This window comes from Tahibacter harae (assembly GCF_024437735.1).
GTDB lineage: Bacteria > Pseudomonadota > Gammaproteobacteria > Xanthomonadales > Rhodanobacteraceae > Tahibacter > Tahibacter harae.
Genome location: NZ_JANFQO010000019.1, coordinates 89,368 through 104,432 on the forward strand (window position 1 = coordinate 89,368; position 15,065 = coordinate 104,432).

The 15,065-nt window shown below is 62.9% G+C and carries 14 protein-coding genes; 7 read left to right on the top strand and 7 right to left on the bottom strand.

What is annotated here, in order from left to right:
* Nucleotides 1–1,674: a choice-of-anchor J domain-containing protein gene (locus tag NM961_RS18310; protein WP_255915857.1), complete on the bottom strand. Its 1,674-nt coding sequence runs from the start codon at nt 1,672–1,674 to the stop codon at nt 1–3.
* A 627-nt stretch (nt 1,675–2,301) separates the two neighbouring features.
* On the opposite strand from NM961_RS18310, the gene NM961_RS18315 reads away from it, so the two are divergent.
* Together NM961_RS18315 and NM961_RS18320 are read left to right on the top strand one after the other, a co-directional pair.
* On the top strand, nt 2,302–3,051 hold the full coding sequence (locus NM961_RS18315; RefSeq protein ID WP_255915858.1) for an SDR family oxidoreductase: 750 nt from the start codon (nt 2,302–2,304) through the stop codon (nt 3,049–3,051).
* A 341-nt stretch (nt 3,052–3,392) separates the two neighbouring features.
* Nucleotides 3,393–6,536, top strand: coding sequence for a hypothetical protein (locus NM961_RS18320; protein ID WP_255915859.1), 3,144 nt, complete (start codon nt 3,393–3,395; stop codon nt 6,534–6,536).
* Nucleotides 6,537–6,732: 196 nt separating this feature from the next.
* On the opposite strand, the gene NM961_RS18325 is transcribed toward NM961_RS18320, so the two are convergent.
* Nucleotides 6,733–7,638, bottom strand: a complete 906-nt coding sequence (locus NM961_RS18325) for a LysR family transcriptional regulator (protein ID WP_255915860.1) — start codon at nt 7,636–7,638, stop codon at nt 6,733–6,735.
* 98 nt (nt 7,639–7,736) lie between these two features.
* Here NM961_RS18325 and NM961_RS18330 point away from each other — a divergent pair, with 98 nt between their 5' ends.
* Together NM961_RS18330 and NM961_RS18335 are read left to right on the top strand one after the other, a co-directional pair.
* Entirely contained in the window at nt 7,737–8,066 is a 330-nt protein-coding gene (locus NM961_RS18330) for a nuclear transport factor 2 family protein (RefSeq protein WP_255915861.1), read from the top strand.
* Nucleotides 8,063–8,845: an SDR family oxidoreductase gene (locus NM961_RS18335; RefSeq protein WP_255915862.1), complete on the top strand. Its 783-nt coding sequence runs from the start codon at nt 8,063–8,065 to the stop codon at nt 8,843–8,845. Before NM961_RS18330 ends, NM961_RS18335 begins: the two co-directional genes overlap by 4 nt.
* Nucleotides 8,846–8,929: 84 nt before the next feature.
* Here NM961_RS18335 and NM961_RS18340 read toward each other — a convergent pair whose 3' ends face one another.
* The 3 genes from NM961_RS18340 to NM961_RS18350 all read right to left on the bottom strand — a co-directional run bounded on the left by NM961_RS18340 (nt 8,930) and on the right by NM961_RS18350 (nt 10,697).
* Nucleotides 8,930–9,274, bottom strand: coding sequence for a hypothetical protein (locus NM961_RS18340; protein WP_255915863.1), 345 nt, complete (start codon nt 9,272–9,274; stop codon nt 8,930–8,932).
* 158 nt (nt 9,275–9,432) lie between these two features.
* Nucleotides 9,433–9,702: a hypothetical protein gene (locus tag NM961_RS18345; protein ID WP_255915864.1), complete on the bottom strand. Its 270-nt coding sequence runs from the start codon at nt 9,700–9,702 to the stop codon at nt 9,433–9,435.
* Nucleotides 9,703–9,845: 143 nt separating this feature from the next.
* Nucleotides 9,846–10,697: a LysR family transcriptional regulator gene (locus NM961_RS18350; protein ID WP_255915865.1), complete on the bottom strand. Its 852-nt coding sequence runs from the start codon at nt 10,695–10,697 to the stop codon at nt 9,846–9,848.
* A gap of 176 nt (nt 10,698–10,873) precedes the next feature.
* Here NM961_RS18350 and NM961_RS18355 point away from each other — a divergent pair, with 176 nt between their 5' ends.
* Nucleotides 10,874–11,785 (top strand): CPBP family intramembrane glutamic endopeptidase, encoded by a 912-nt coding sequence (locus NM961_RS18355; RefSeq protein ID WP_255915866.1) that lies wholly within the window; start codon nt 10,874–10,876, stop codon nt 11,783–11,785.
* Between the two features lie 666 nt (nt 11,786–12,451).
* Here NM961_RS18355 and NM961_RS18360 read toward each other — a convergent pair.
* Nucleotides 12,452–13,912: a delta-60 repeat domain-containing protein gene (locus tag NM961_RS18360; RefSeq protein WP_255915867.1), complete on the bottom strand. Its 1,461-nt coding sequence runs from the start codon at nt 13,910–13,912 to the stop codon at nt 12,452–12,454.
* On the opposite strand from NM961_RS18360, the gene NM961_RS18365 reads away from it, so the two are divergent.
* Both NM961_RS18365 and NM961_RS18370 read left to right on the top strand, forming a co-directional pair.
* Nucleotides 13,911–14,141, top strand: a complete 231-nt coding sequence (locus NM961_RS18365) for a hypothetical protein (RefSeq protein ID WP_255915868.1) — start codon at nt 13,911–13,913, stop codon at nt 14,139–14,141. The genes NM961_RS18360 and NM961_RS18365 overlap by 2 nt on opposite strands.
* Nucleotides 14,138–14,947: a hypothetical protein gene (locus tag NM961_RS18370; RefSeq protein ID WP_255915869.1), complete on the top strand. Its 810-nt coding sequence runs from the start codon at nt 14,138–14,140 to the stop codon at nt 14,945–14,947. The genes NM961_RS18365 and NM961_RS18370 overlap by 4 nt, the downstream gene beginning before the upstream one ends.
* Before the next feature lie 23 nt (nt 14,948–14,970).
* Here NM961_RS18370 and NM961_RS18375 read toward each other — a convergent pair whose 3' ends face one another.
* Nucleotides 14,971–15,063, bottom strand: coding sequence for an integrase core domain-containing protein (locus NM961_RS18375; protein ID WP_255910650.1), 93 nt, complete (start codon nt 15,061–15,063; stop codon nt 14,971–14,973).
* Nucleotides 15,064–15,065: the final 2 nt, after the last annotated feature.

Below are 15,065 nucleotides of genomic sequence, written 5' to 3' on the forward strand. Positions count from 1 at the left end.
TCATCGTTTTGGCGGCACCGCGAGCGCGGCGCGTTCGCCCGGGTTGCGCATCGTCGGCGATGGCGCCGAGCGGGACGTCCGGAACGCCGGCACATCGGCATGCTGCTCGAAGTCGTCCTTGAATAGCGACACTTCGCTCAGCAGCGACACATGCGGCACGCGCTGGAAACTGGCACCGAAGGTCGAGAGGTTTGCCCAGTCGCCGCCGGGGATGGTCGGCCAGTTCACCCAGTTCGCGGTATCGACGTAGCGGCCCAGGCTGAGCTGCAGGGGCATCGCGCCGCCACCGGTCGGTTCGACCACGCTGACAAAATACGTGCCCGGTGCGAGCGTCTGCGGCCCGCCGACGAATTTCACATCGTAGATGCCGCCGATATAGGTGCTGACGATGGCCTGCGTCGTGGCGATCACTGCCGCCGGCTTGCCGTTGGCGTCGGTCGCGCGAAGGTTGGCGACCACGTTCTGGCCCGGCCAGGGGTTCGGCGGATCGGGCGGTGCCGGATCGGTCACGGAGCCCATGGCAAAGCGGATGCCCTCGAACGTGGCGGTCTGGGTCAGGGTGTAGGAGGTGCCCAGTTCGCCGCCGTTGCCCGCTCCGATGCCCAGCGTGCCGGACACGGCGCCTTCGTGGCGGCTCCAGACGTTGTCGCCGATCGTGGTCACGGCCGTTGCCACCACGTTGTTGCCCGGATCCGCGTCCTGCGCGTTCTGGTCCGACGTGGCGGTATACGTCACGCCCCAGGTGCCCGGCGTGGACAGCACCACCGGCGGCGTGAAGGCGATGGTCTGCGTGGCGTTGCCCGCGAAGGTAGGGATGCTCGCGGCGGTCAGCGGCGCACCCGACGGCGCACTGTCGAGCGTGGGCTGCGCCGTGGCGGCGACATTGGTCAACGGCGTACCGCCGACATTGCGGACCGTGACCTTGTAGTTCGCATCGACGCTGATGCCTGCGGGCACGCGGGGATATTCCACCGCGAACGGCGGGGTGGCGGCCACAGCCGCGAGATCGACCGTGCTGGTGGTGACTGCGATGTCGTCTACGACCAGAAGGAACTTGTCGGTCGACGTGAGGCGGAAGCCGACGTAGATCGTCTGGTTGGCGTACGGCGCCAGGTCCACGGAACGGCTGGCCCAGGCGGTCGCTTCGGCGGCATTGCTGTACACGACAGTGCTGTTGGTGATCTGATTGCCGATCACGCCCGTGCCGCCCGTGGGGACGGTCGGTGCCGTCATGACGCGCACTTCGTAACCGTCGAGATAGTCCGGGTCGTAATTTCTGGCGCGCCAGGACAGCAAGCTGCCGGGCGGTAGCGGGCCGATGGCCGGCGTCCACATCCAGTCGTTCGCCGTACCTGCCGGGGAGTACCAGGAGGTGGCGAAGGCGACGCAATTGGTGACGTCGAGCTGAAAATCCTCGCGCACTTCCCAGGCTTCGTTGACGTAGGCGACAGCGCTCGCGGGCGTACGGTTGTCCACGTTGCGCAGCAGCCATCCGCTTGGGAAGGGATAGGTGCCTGCGCCGCCGGTACCGCTGCAGCGCAGCACGGGCTGCTGGGTATCAGGATCGATACGGGTCTGGAAGTCTTCCAGGAACAGCGTAGCTGCCATCGACGATGACGAGAACGCGAGAGCGACGGCGGTCGCCAAGGCATGGCGACGCAACAAGTAAGACATAGGCATCCCCTAGAAATGGACGGTCGAACACGCGGCGCCCCGCCTCTGGCGGCCGGCTTCGATGGCTGTCCACGCACACGGGCCAAAGGCTCGAAATGGACGCTCCGGCGCGTTCCGCCCGGACGCTACCAGAAAAAAATCCCGAAACGTATGGGACCAAGGGTGGGTAGGGATTTGCGGCCTTCGACAGTCGCGCGCTGGGCGCTGGTCACGACAGGCGGCGCGCTTTTGCGCCTGGGCACGCTGCAGCCGAAATGGGCGCTCAACTTGCGTGCGGCACTATCGCAGCCGGTCTACAGCCGCAAAACCTCCGCCACTGCGGAGGTTCACGCCGTGGTCGCGGTCATCTGTACCGCACGTCGCGTAGGGGCCGCGCAGGCGCGCGCGAAGCTGTGACAAATGGGTCAGATCAACTTGCGGCGAGGCCAGGTTGTCCCCGGACGAACCGCAGATCGTACGTCGGCGAAGCGGCGTTTACTCCGGCCGTTGCACCGTAAGAAGTTACCTCACTCCGTTAATCGAAACGCCACTCCGCAGTCAGACGATTCCGACCGCAAGAAACAGAGTGCCCGATGCAATCCGCGCAGCTACCTTGCGGCGGAGAACGAACGCAGAAGGGTTCCCCCTATGAGCATGCTTTCCGGCAAGGTTGCCCTTGTCACCGGCGCATCGTCGGGTATCGGACGGGCAGTAGCACTGCTGTTCGCGGCGCAGGGTGCGGCCGTGGTATTGACGGCCCGACGCGAAGCTCAGCTTGACGCAGTCGCCTCGGCAATCCGCAACGCGGGCGGCCGCGCCCATGTATCTGCCGGCGACATCAGCCGGGCAGAAACCCATGAAAGGCTGGTGGCGGTGGCCCTGCGCGAATTCGGCGGCCTGGACATCGCCGTCAATAACGCCGGCACCGTGGGGCCGCTCAAGCCGCTCGCGGAAATCACACCGGAAGACTGGCAGCAAACGCTGGCCACCAACCTGACCGCCGCCTTCCTCGGCGCCCGCAGCCAGATACCCGCTCTGCTGCAACGCGGCGGCGGCGCGCTCGTATTCACCTCCAGCTTCGTCGGCACCAGCGTGGGCCTGCCCGGCATGGCGGCCTATGGCGCGTCGAAAGCCGGCCTTATGGGCTTGGTGAAAGGCATTACCGCCGATTACGCCGCGCGAAACATCAGGGCCAATGCTTTGCTGCCCGGCGGCGTGGATACCGCGATGGCAGGTGACCAGAGCACGAAGGACTGGGCCGCCGGATTGCACGCCCTGAAGCGGATCGCACAGCCTGAGGAAATCGCGTCGGCCGCGCTTTTCCTGGCCGGGCCGATGGCGAGCTTTGTGGCGGGATCGGCGCTTTTTGTGGATGGGGGGAATGCGGCGGTGAAATGAGGCACAACCGGCCCGCTGTGCTGCTGCGACACCGGCCTGCCAAGTTCGACACGAACACGAACAAACGGGGCCAGGTTAACTTACAGCTAAGCCAAACTGACGTCAGGCCATGCCCAGAGCAGGCGCCGGCGAAGCGGCATTGCGTCGGCTGTCGCGGCGCAGGAAGTTAACCTGACCCCGCTAACGCCCTTGGGGGGTGGCGGCGCCAAATACGTCTTCGGCGGTGAGGCCGCTTTCGTCGCGGCAACCCTTGCCGGAGTAAGACACCCATGCGCCGCTTTCACCAGACCGCAGATCCATGCTCGGCTTCGCGCCGCACATCAGCACTGATCCTGCTTTTCATGGCAACCGCCCTGCCGGCCCAGGCAGACTGGCGCGCGCTGGCGCCGCAACCCCAGCAGAAACCGCTCAGCCCGAACAACTACCTCGTCGGCGCGGGCGGCAGCCTGTGGAGTTTCAGCAATGACGGCGTCCGCCTCACCCAGGCCGACGGCAGCACCCGCGTGGTCACGCGTGAAAATTACGTACGCGGCCAACGGCTGGCCGATGGCGGCGCGCTGCTCTACTCCACCTGCCATCTGCAGCGCGTCGATGCGCAGGGACGAGTGGGCTGGCGCACCCCCGTCGCGTCGCCGCCGGAAACGTCCTGCTACGGCTTTGCCGCACTCGCCAGCGGCGCCGCCTGGCTCAATCGCGGCTTGCAGCTGAACGCGTTCGACGCGCACGGCCTGCAGACCGCAACCGTTACTCCCCGCAACAACACGTTCTTCGCCTCGATCGCGATGCTGCCCGGCAGCGGCGACGTGGTCGCCGCGCTGAATCCGCAGCCCATGGTGGGTACGGGCCCCGCCGTGCTGACGCGCTACAACCAGCGCGGCGTAGCAATCTGGAGCTGGAGCAGCGCCGTCCCCGCCAGGCTGGATCACGTCACGCTCAGCAAAGACGGCGCCATCCTTGCTGCACTGCATAACTACACTGAACCCGGCCTTTCACGGCTGCAACGCTGGAGCGGCGATGGCACGCTGAGCTGGAGTCAGCTGCTGCCCGCGCAGGATGCCGACGTACACGCCATTCTCCCCGCTGCCGGCGGCGAGTCCTACGTGTTCACCGGTGGGCCACGGGACTCACCACCGACTGCCACGCGCAATCTGCTGCGCGTGGCCCGTGACGGCAGCATCCGCTGGCGCCAGTCCATTAGCTGCACGCCATTCTCATATGACCGGGTGCAGCCCGATGCCGACGATGGACTGGATGTGCTTTGCCCGGGCGCACCTTTGCAGCTTTCGCAACTGTTGCACTGGACCGCCAACGGCAGCAGCACACCACTGGATCTGCAACGGGACACGACGCCGAGATCGCTGCACAGGCTGGATGACGGCAGCCTGCTTGCGCTGGGCTCTGACGGCTATCGGAACCGCAGCTTCGTGATACGCAACGGCCAGATCAGCGCGCATGCGGTGGACAGCGCCCAGGTGGCCGCTCCCGTCGTGCTGTTTGCACAGCATATCGCCGCTGACGGCAGCAGCTATATCGCTACGCGGCCCGACCCGACCCAACGCAACGAGTACGCGCTGAGCAAGTTCAGCGCATCCGGCGCACTGCTGTGGACACGCTCGCGGCCGAACAGCCCCCGCTCTACGGCGCATAGCGTGCTCACGGCCGGTTCCGGCAAAGTCTGCATTGCCGAAGGCAGGAAGGACACATGGCGCGAGGCGCAAGAGCTCGCCTGTTTCAACGATGCAGACGGCAGCCCGGCCTGGACGGCAGCACTGACACCGGAGTGCGACGCGCTATCACTGCGCATACTGGCCGACGGCCGCGTGATAGCGGTCACCAGCAACTTCGCCAGCTACTTATTCGGCTCAATGCTGCACCGCTACAACGCAGACGGACAGCCGCTGGCCATCATCAGCGATGATGCCGCAAGCCAAGCGAGCACGGATTCCGCCGGCCGCACTACCATTGTCACGAAAAAATCTATTGTCCAATATGCGTTCGACGGCACGATCAATTACCGGATTGATCATCCTATCTATTATCCCGAGTCCTTCCCCCAAATGGTCACTGCAGCCGATGGCAGCGCCTGGCTCATCGAAGACTGGAATCGCCAGGGCCCCCGGCTCCGGGCCCTGCGCCCCGATGGCAGCACACGTTGGGTGGCAGATACGGGCGTCGCCGCTCCATCCGAACAGCACACACTGGTCGCGGCCGGCGATGCGGTCTATCTGATGCTGCAGGCGCGCTACACCCCTGACGCGCTGAACGAAAGCCATCTCATCAAATTCTCCGCAGCCGACGGCACGGAGCAGTGGCGTCAGATTTCGCGCAATCCACGCAGGAGTAACAGCGGCGACGGCCGCTTCGCGCTTTCTCCCGATGGCAACCACGTCCTTCGCATCCATGCCTGGTGGCACGACCGCCTGCGCCTGGAACGCCTGCGCAGCAGCGACGGGCAGCTTGAGCAGGAACGCTTCGTCGCCTGCGATACGCGCTGCCTGGATCCAATCGAACTGCTGGCCGTAGATGCCAATGGCACGGCGCGTGCCGCACTGCATCTGCTCGACGCCAACGCCGGGGCTACGGCGGCGGTACTCGCCGTCGATCACGCCGGCGCCCCCGGCGCACCGACACGCCTGGACCAACCCGGCATCGCCGGTGCCTGGTATTCGCCCTATGCCAACGGCGAAGGCATCGCGCTGGACTGGCTGGCGGCGCAACGCACCCTGTTCGGTGCGTGGTTCACCTACACCACCCGCGGCGGCAACGATCCGGCCCAGCTGCGCTGGTACACGATACAGGCCGGCGATATTCCGGCGAATGCGGCTTCCGTGCAGTTGCCTATCCTGGAAACTACCGGTGGCAATTTCGACGCCGGCCCGCCCGCATCGCCGATCCGCGTAGGCACTGCCGAGCTGAGTTTCGACGATTGCGACACGGCGACCTTGCGCTATGACTTCGATGCGGGCCACAACGACGGTGTCGACGGCAGCATCACCCTGTCACGCCTCGTCGCCGCCACCGCCGACTGCATCCAGGCCGATGGCAGCACGCGCCCTGGCACCGGCATACGGCCGCCCCAAGGCGGCTTCGAGGCACGCATGAGCGGCACCTGGTTCGAAGAAGCCACCAGCGGCCAGGGCCTGCAGTTCACGATCCAGCCCGGCGGCAGCTTCTTCGCCCCCTGGTTCACCTACGATCCGCAAGGCCAGGGCAACGATCCCAATCGCGAACACTGGTTCACGCTGCAGGGCAATCTCGCCACCGCACAGAACGGCCGTGCCGAAGTGCTGATCGCGCAAAGCCTGGGCGGCGCCTTCGATCGCGTGCCCACCTACAACGGCTTCGCCGTCGGCAAGGCCACGGTGACCATGACTGCCTGCGACAAGTCCCGCGTGGACTATCGCTTCGATGACAACGAACTGGCCGGCGCCTACCGCGGCAAGCGCGGGACGCTGGAGCTGACAAAGATCGGCGGCTGCCAGTAATCGGCGGGCACGCGCGAGGGAGCGGGTAACGGGCAGATCGACGTTTTGTCGTCTGCCCGTTTCTCGACAAACGAGCGGGACAAACGGGGTCAGGTTAACTTACAGCGACGCCAACTTGGCACCGACTGTGTGCAGATCGGACGTGGCGAAACGGCTTTTGCTCCGGCTGTCGCGGTGCAGGAAGTAACCTGCCCCGTTAATCGAACGGTTTTCGATCCAGCAGACAGTCGATGAACGCACCGAGGAGGGCCGGCCGATGCTGCCTGCTCGGGTAGTAGAGGAACAATCCTGGGCGCGAAATCGACCAATCCGCCAGGACTTGGACCAGCCGTCCCTGGGCCAGAAGCTCACCCACGCCATCTCGCTCAAAGTGATAGGCAATGCCGAGCCCGTTCAGCGCAGCAGCAATGCCGACGTCCGCGTGATTGGTGACGACGGGGCCGTCCACTGCCACTTCGAATCGGTGCCCGCGTTTCTTGAACTCCCAGCGATAATGCCTGCCGTCCATCTGGAGCCGCCAGTTGATGCATGCATGGCCATGCAACTCGGCAGGCGACCTGGGCGTTCCTCGACGCGCGAGGTAATCCGGGGACGCCACGGCAACCATGTCGAGATCCGGCGTGAGGCGGACGGCAATCATGTCTTTCTCCAGCCGTCCTCCCACGCGGATGCCTGCGTCAAAGCGGCCAGCGACAATATCGGCCAGCGCGTCGTCGACCACGATGTCGAGAATCACGTCCGGGTGCGCCCGATGGAAGCGTGCAAGCCGGGGCGCAATGATGGTTCTCGCTGCAATCCCCAGCGTGTTGATGCGAAGCGTGCCGCGCATCTGTCCTGTCGCCTCGCTGGCTTCAGCGACGGCAACAGCCATCTCCCGAAACAACGGCGCTATGCGCCTGTACAGCATCTCGCCACTTGCCGATGGTGCGACGCTTCGCGTAGTGCGGTTCAAGAGACGTGCACCGATGCGGCCTTCAAGCTGTCGGATGATCTGGCTGAGTGCCGAAGGCGACAGGCCCAGATGCTCGGCCGCCCGGGCAAAGCTCTGACGCTCCACGACGGCGATGAAGGCTTTTAGCTCGGCAAAGTCGGATCCACGCATTATGCATCCTCCTCTACATACGCCATTCCGATCCTATGGCATTCACTAAAGAACCGCCAGCGCGCAATCTGTGAGCCATCCCAGCCACGGAGTGCCTCATGTCCGCTCTAACCCTTCCCGATCCCATCGCCGCGTACTTCGCGGCTGACACGCAAGGTCCCGACGACGTCGCCCGCTGTTTCACACCGCACGGCGTCGTCAAGGACAAACGCCAGACACATGCCGGCCGCGACGCGATCAGGGCATGGAAAGCCCATTCCTCGACCCTGTACACCTACACCAACGATCCGTTCTCGCTGGAACGGGTTGACGGTATCCATGTGGTCCACAGCCATACGGCCGGCACCTTTCCCGGCAGCCCGATCGACCTGAAGCTGGCTTTCCGCCTTGAGCGCGGCCTGATCGCAAGCCTGGAGATCACGGCATGAGCTTCGACCTTCATCTGAATGGCCTGCGGGCAGTGGTAACCGGCGGCACGCTGGGCCTTGGCGCTGCCGTCGTGAAAACCCTGGCGGAGGCCGGCGCTCGTGTTGCGACATCCGCCCGCAGTGTGCCGGCGCAGCCGGTGACAGGGGTCACCTATATCGCTGCCGACCTGTCGACAGCGGAAGGCGCGAGTCAGCTTGCCCGGACCGTCCTGCAGGCGTGGGACGGCGTCGACATCCTGATCAACGTGCTCGGCGGCTCAAAAACTCCCGGCGGCGGTTTCGCTGCGATCACTGATGAGCACTGGTTCGCCGAGTTGAACCTCAACCTGATGCCTGCCGTACGCCTGGATCGCGCGCTGCTGCCGACGATGCTGGCTCAAGGCTCAGGTGTCATCATCCACGTCAGCTCCATCCAGCGCGTGCTGCCGCTGCCCGAGTCCACTACCGCCTACGCCGCGGCCAAAGGGGCCCTCACCACCTACAGCAAGTCGCTGGCAAGAGAGGTGACGCCAAAGGGCGTTCGCGTGCTGAGCGTTGCGCCGGGCTGGATCGAGACCGAGGCTTCCGTAGCGTTTGCGGAACGGATGGCTGCAGATGCCGGAACGGACTACGAGGGCGGCAAAAAAATCATCATGGATTGGCTGGGAGGAATTCCCGTGGGCCGACCCGCCAAGCCACACGAAGTTGCCGATCTGATCGCCTTCCTGGCATCCCCACGATCCGCTTCGATCGCTGGGTCCGAGTACCGGATTGATGGCGGCACTGTTCCAACCCTGTAGCAGCCGCAAGCGGCCGAGCGACGGCAAGCCCGCTGGGGCTTGCCGCTGTGCAGGCTTACAGAGACCGGTCATTACGACGCCACATCAACGTCCATCAGCACGCTTCAGACATTCCTGACTGAAAAGCCAGCGCTCGCGGTTCACTGCATAGATCTTCCCAAGGCAAGGCGGGAAGGACCGCGATATCACGCCGGCTCGGACCATCCTGATCCTTACCCCAATCCTTCTGTGCAGGGCGCCTGCGACTGCCGCATCCAAGAAAGAAGAAATGCTCCCGCTCTGCCATCCATTGGCGCGACCCATGCTGTACCTACCCGGATTGGCCTGCTCCACCTCTTCGGCGTGTTGGCGATCGTCGATCAGCGCCTCAACGAAGCGAATGAAACCGGCCTTGTCATGAACTGCGCCGGGATCGTTGAATGGCGGCATTTCAGGCGCCTAACACAGGCGGGTTCCGGTTGATTTGCGGCGAGGCCAAGTCGCTCCGGAAAAAGCGCAGGTCGAACGTCGGCGAAGCCACTTTTGCCGGCTGTCGCGGCGCAGGAAGTTAACCTGACCCCGTTAATCGCGCACCGGCCCGGCTGTCATCATGTTTCGGACACCACCGTGACGACGACGCTCTCCTCCAGCCGCTCCGTATGCCAATGGCCACTGCCGAACGCGCGCGCCGTGATGCGCACGGTCGTGCGATGGCGGTCGGCCCAGTCCAGCGTCGTCTGGATTTCCAATGGCTGGTCCTGTACCAGCAAGGTCCTGGACTGCGCCACACCGACGCGCGCAATCAGCAGGTCCGGCGGAAGTCCGCGCAGCGTATTGAGTTCGGCGAACAGCAGGATGTAGGCAGTGTGTTTGTCCATCCGGACCTCGGCTCCCGAGCCGTGGAGGAAGATAGCAGCTCACGGGGGTTTTCCGAAGTTGCGCGGCGTGCCAATCGTGAGGACCACTGCACGGGACGCTACTGGGCAAAGCAGACGTGCGCGGCTCTCTACCTGCCCGATGATCAGTTCGCAAGCCGCGCGATCACCAGCTCAAGCAATGCCCGAAGGCGAGGCAGTCGACGCAAATCCCGGTGATAGCCGACCCAAGTATCACGGCCTGGCGGCTCGGTGCCCAAGTCGATCTGTTCGATGCCAGCGGTGGCATCAGCCAACGGAATTGGCAGTACCGCAATACCTAAACCGTGAGCGCACATCCTGGCCTGCACGTCGCGGCTATTGCTGCGGAACACCGTGCGCGCTTTCGGCAACATCGTTTGCAGCCAGCTGTCGTCCGGTACCCCTGCGAACGCGGAGTCCAGCGCCAGCAACGCACTGCCGGTGCCGTCGCCTGCCATTGGGTGGGCGATTCCCCGGCGCAGGTAGGCGCCATAGCGCATGTGCAACAACTTTCGTGAGACGACGTCGGGCTCATCGAACGGCCTGATGCGGAACGCCACATCGGCCTCGCGACGGGAAAGGCTCAGGAAGCGCGCATCCGTCAGCAACTCGATCGCGACCTGAGGGTGCAGGATAGAAAACTCCGCAAGCACCGGCGTGAGGATATGTGCGCCGAACCAATCCGACGAGGTGATTCGCAGCAGGCCTTCGAGTTGCTGCGTTTGCCCCGCAAGCCGACGCTCAATTGCAAGCGCCTCCCCTTCCATGCGTTCGGCATGCCCCAGCAGGGTAGTGCCTTCGTCGGTCAGGACGAAACCGTCCTTGGTCCGCTGGAAAAGCTTGTGTCCGAGCGCGTCTTCCAAGACGCGCAGCCGTCGCCCCATGGTTGGCTGCGTCTGCGCCAGCTTCCGGGCGGCAGCACCCAGCGTTCCTTCCCGGGCAATGGCCAGAAAGATGCGCAAATCGTTCCATTCCATGCGAAATCGGCTGCCGACGCGGTGTGATTGTTCGCATGCAATTATGCATGACCGTCATGCCGACATGTCCATGTGCGTGCATCATTGACTGACCTAGAATGCGGCACACGGGTTGCGACTCGGGCTATCTCGCTTCGCGATACCCCGTCATTTATGGACAGACGCAGGAGCTCACCGTGCACCATTTCCGGCGCGTGATAGCCGTTACCAAGAAACTGCTCTTGGCGTTCGCCGCGCTGTTCGGTGCCGTGCTGTTTTTCCGCATGCTGTTGCTGCCGGGGCTACAGGCCATATTCCATCCCGACGACTCCGTCACGAGCCTGCTGCGGCGGACCGGCATTATTGTCTCCGCCGTGCTGGCTTACTGGGCCTACGTCCGTATTGTCGAAGACCGCAATGCCAGTGAACTGCGCCCCGCGACGCTCGCGATCATACTCGGTGGCGCATCCGGCAGCCTGCTGATGGCGATTTCTATGCTGTTGGTGCTTGCGCTCGGGGCGTATGAGATCACCGCCTACCATGGACTGCAGCACGGCCTGCTCGGCGTCGCCGGCCTGATCGTGATTGCCGCGGCCCTGGAAGAAATCGCCTACCGTTGCATCCTTTTCCGCATCCTGGAAACCGCCTGGGGCACCGTCCCGGCGTTGTGTCTGCAGTCAGTGATTTTCGCGCTCGGTCATCTCGAAAATATCGAGGGCCGCGCCAGCATGCAGGAACTGGTCACGATGATCGTGTCGGTAACCTTGACCGGCGCACTCTGGACCCTCGTGTTCGTGCTTTCGCGTAACCTCTGGGTCGCAACAGCGAATCACGCTGCGTGGAACTTCACGATCATCCTCTCCGGATTGCCGCTGTCAGGCATTGAAGACTGGCGTCGCATGGCACCCATGGTTGGCGAGTATCGCGGCCCGGCCTGGCTGACGGGAGGTTTGTTCGGTCCAGAAAGCTCCATCGTCACGATCGTCATGCTCGCGGTCACCGTCGCTGCCATGCTGTACTGGGCCAAGCGAAAGAATCGTCTCATCGGCGGCGCGACACGGCGTGTCGATGCGCTGAAGCCACTGCAACCGGAAGCCCGTCATGCCTGAAGCCTTATTGCCACACGGCATCGCCACATCACTGACCGAACATTGATCGCCGCACGTCATTTCCGAACTCGTACATACCAGTGCCAGCGAGCGGATTGAACACGTGCGTCATGGATTGTCGCCAGCCGAGCTCCTGTGTCCCGTTGCCGGAACATTGCCGGCCTCTTTGTCCATCGATACAGCCGACTATCTGCAGATCCTTGACTCGGCTGGCAGAGCGCTGGCGCCCGGCAGGCGTGGCAGGATCGCTGAAGGCGCTCCTGCAGTCCTCGCTGTCATCGACAGGGATGCCCCGCGGTGGGCGATGCGAGTAAGCGGCTACGGCGGCGGCTGGGCACGCGCCGCAGGCCGTGCCCAGGACTCGATTGACCTCGCCGCGCGAATCGGCCAGCGCTGGTTGCAGGGCGTCCGGCTGGCTTGGTGGCTGAGTTAGGCGGGTGAGACGCTTTGGCCATGCAATCCGGCGTTCCGCCGGAGTAGAAGCCGTAGGCAGGTTGTCTTCGGTGCTTGTCGGACACGAGAGTTTGATGCCACATTTTGTGGCGCCCTGATTTTGTTTCCGGCTCGTTCTGTTTTCGCGCTGAATTTCAGGTCTACCGCGACAGAAAATCAGCGGAAAGCAGTCGGATGATTCAGGACTGTGGGTGTCCCAGATGTTACAGCCTGCTAAGGCTCAAAGTCTGCGCGGAACAGATACTCCGGTGACTCAGCATCAGCAACACTGGACGAGCCATTTCCTGAGCTCGACGCAACCCTCGCAGCGACCATATAGCGATAGGCACCCTGGGCCCGGGGAATATTTCGAATTGTCCACGCTCCATTGTCCCAGGTGAAGCGTCCGATACGCGTTGGCGGCCCACCGCTTACCGACACACTTAAGACCGGCGGCGCTGCTAGAGCAGCCGCATTGGCTCCTCTTCGCCAAGTGATCGTAGACCCACGAAGCAGCAAAGAGTCGGCTGTGGCAATCGTTTCGTATAACCGAACGAGTTTAGATCTGGATTGCCCCCCATAGGAATCAAAACTTCCACCAATAAGCAACCGGCTTGGGTCTTGGTAGGACATTGCAAATGGCGCCTCCTCGCTACCAAGGTTGAACGTGTCATCCAACGATCCGTTCGCCAAGTATCGCGCTGTACGCCGTCGCCCAATCAATCCAGATGGGGTATCAGCGGCAACGAAAGTAAACATCCCGATTATCCACACCGATCCGTCCGGAGCTATCGTGGCCCCAACAACACTACCATTCGGGTTCGGATTAAACGTCAAATCAAGACTGCCATCCGCGTTAAGTCGAGCTACGCCGTCACGGAATACTCCGTTCACTGACAAGAAGCTGCCGTACAAGATTAGGCGACCGTCTTCGTACATAGCAGCTCCGTAGACCTCGCCATTGACTCTTGGATTGAAAGCCGTGTTGAGGATTCCATTGGGTTCGAGAAGCGCAACCCCGTCACGGACCACCCCCGCCACCCGTTGAAAGTAGCCAGCGATAAGAATGCGTCCATCGGTCCGTATGTTGATCGACGACACATAGGCAGCGGGCGCAGCGCCTTGAACTCCTTGAAAACTCGAATCTAGGGTTCCGTCAGAGTTCAACCTGGCTAGTGTTCCAGTGTAAGAACCATTCACCGAACTGAAGTACCCGCCAATCAGTATGCGGTCCTGGGAATCGACAGCAATCGTATTGACTGTACCGTTCAAATTCGTCGTGAAACTTTCATCCACAGAGCCATCAACGTTGAGCCGCGCGATGCGCCGGTGCGTTACCCCATTAAGCGCCTGAAACGCCCCACCGAGCAGCACCTTTCCATCGGATTGAATAGCAAAGCAGTTAAGATCGGCGTTGAGGTAGTAGTAGATGCTGTCTAGAGCACCACTGGGCAACAATCGAGCTAGACGCCCGCGCCCCTCGCCGTTGATTGCCAAAAAATCTCCACCGAGGAATATTCGACCACTACTATCTGGTGCAATCGCATGGACACGTGCGCTGATGTATCCGTTTGCGGCGAAGTCATCAACAACTGGACCTCCAAATGTCACTGGCCCCATGAAAATATGTAACAGGAGAAGGACGAGAGCCCACCTATGCGTCCTTCTGCTCTTGCATTGGAAACGTGCGTGCATGGATAAGTCCTTGAGCAACAAACGGAAAAGCATCTGGGACACCCACACTCCAGAATTTTCCGCTGGCTTTCCCGCGGAGTTTCTGTCGCTGCCGGCCTGCAAGTCGGCCATGCTGGTCCCATGGCTCGCCCACGCGCTCAAATCGTCTCGCCGGAAGGTGCTGAGGGATGCTATCACTGCGTCCAGCGGTGTGTCCGCCGCGCATTTCTATGCGGAAGCGACGCGTTGACAGGGCGCGATTTCGAGCACCGAAAAAACTGGATTCGCGAACGGCTGCATCTGCTAGGCGAGTGCTATGCCGTTGCGATTCACGCCTACGCCGTCATGAGCAATCATCTGCACATTGTCCTGCAGTTCAATGCCGCTGCTTCAGCGACGTGGAGTGACGAGGAAACGGCGTCGCGCTGGATCCGGTTGTTTCCTCCAGGCGAGGATTCGGACAGTGCAAGAGAGTTGAAGTGCCAAGCCCTGCTCGCCGATCCAGAGCGGCTGGCCCTGGTACGTGTCCGGCTAGGCAGCCTGTCCTGGTTCATGCGTTGCCTGGCCGAGCCGATTGCGCGACGTGCTAATCGTGAAGACCACTGTACGGGACGCTTCTGGGAGGGGCGTTTCCGATGCCAGCTCCTCTGTGACGAACGGGCTGTGCTCGCCGCCATGGCGTACGTTGACCTGAACCCAATCCGTGCCGGTGTCGTGGACGCGCTGGATGCAACCGTACATACCAGCGCCAGCGAACGGATTGATCTGGTGCGTCATGGATTGCCGCCGGCCGAACTCCTGCGTCCCGTTGCGGGAACATTGCCGGTCTCTTTGTCCATCGGTACAGCCGACTATCTGCAGATCCTCGACTGGACCGGCAGAGCGCTGGCGCCCGGCAAGCGTGGCAGGATTGCTGAAAGCGCTCCTGCAATCCTCGCTGTCATCGACAGGGATGCCCGGCGCTGGGCGATGCGAGTAAGCGGCTACAGCGGCGGCTGGGCACGCGCCGCAGGCTGTGCCCAGGACTTGATTGACCTCGCCGCGCGAATTGTGTAATGACCCAGCGGTTTCTGCACAGGTCACGCCGCTAATCGATACGCCTCGGCGGGTGTCTTCATGCCCAGCGCCTGATGCGGTCGCCGGGTGTTATAGAACTGGATCCAATCGCTGATCA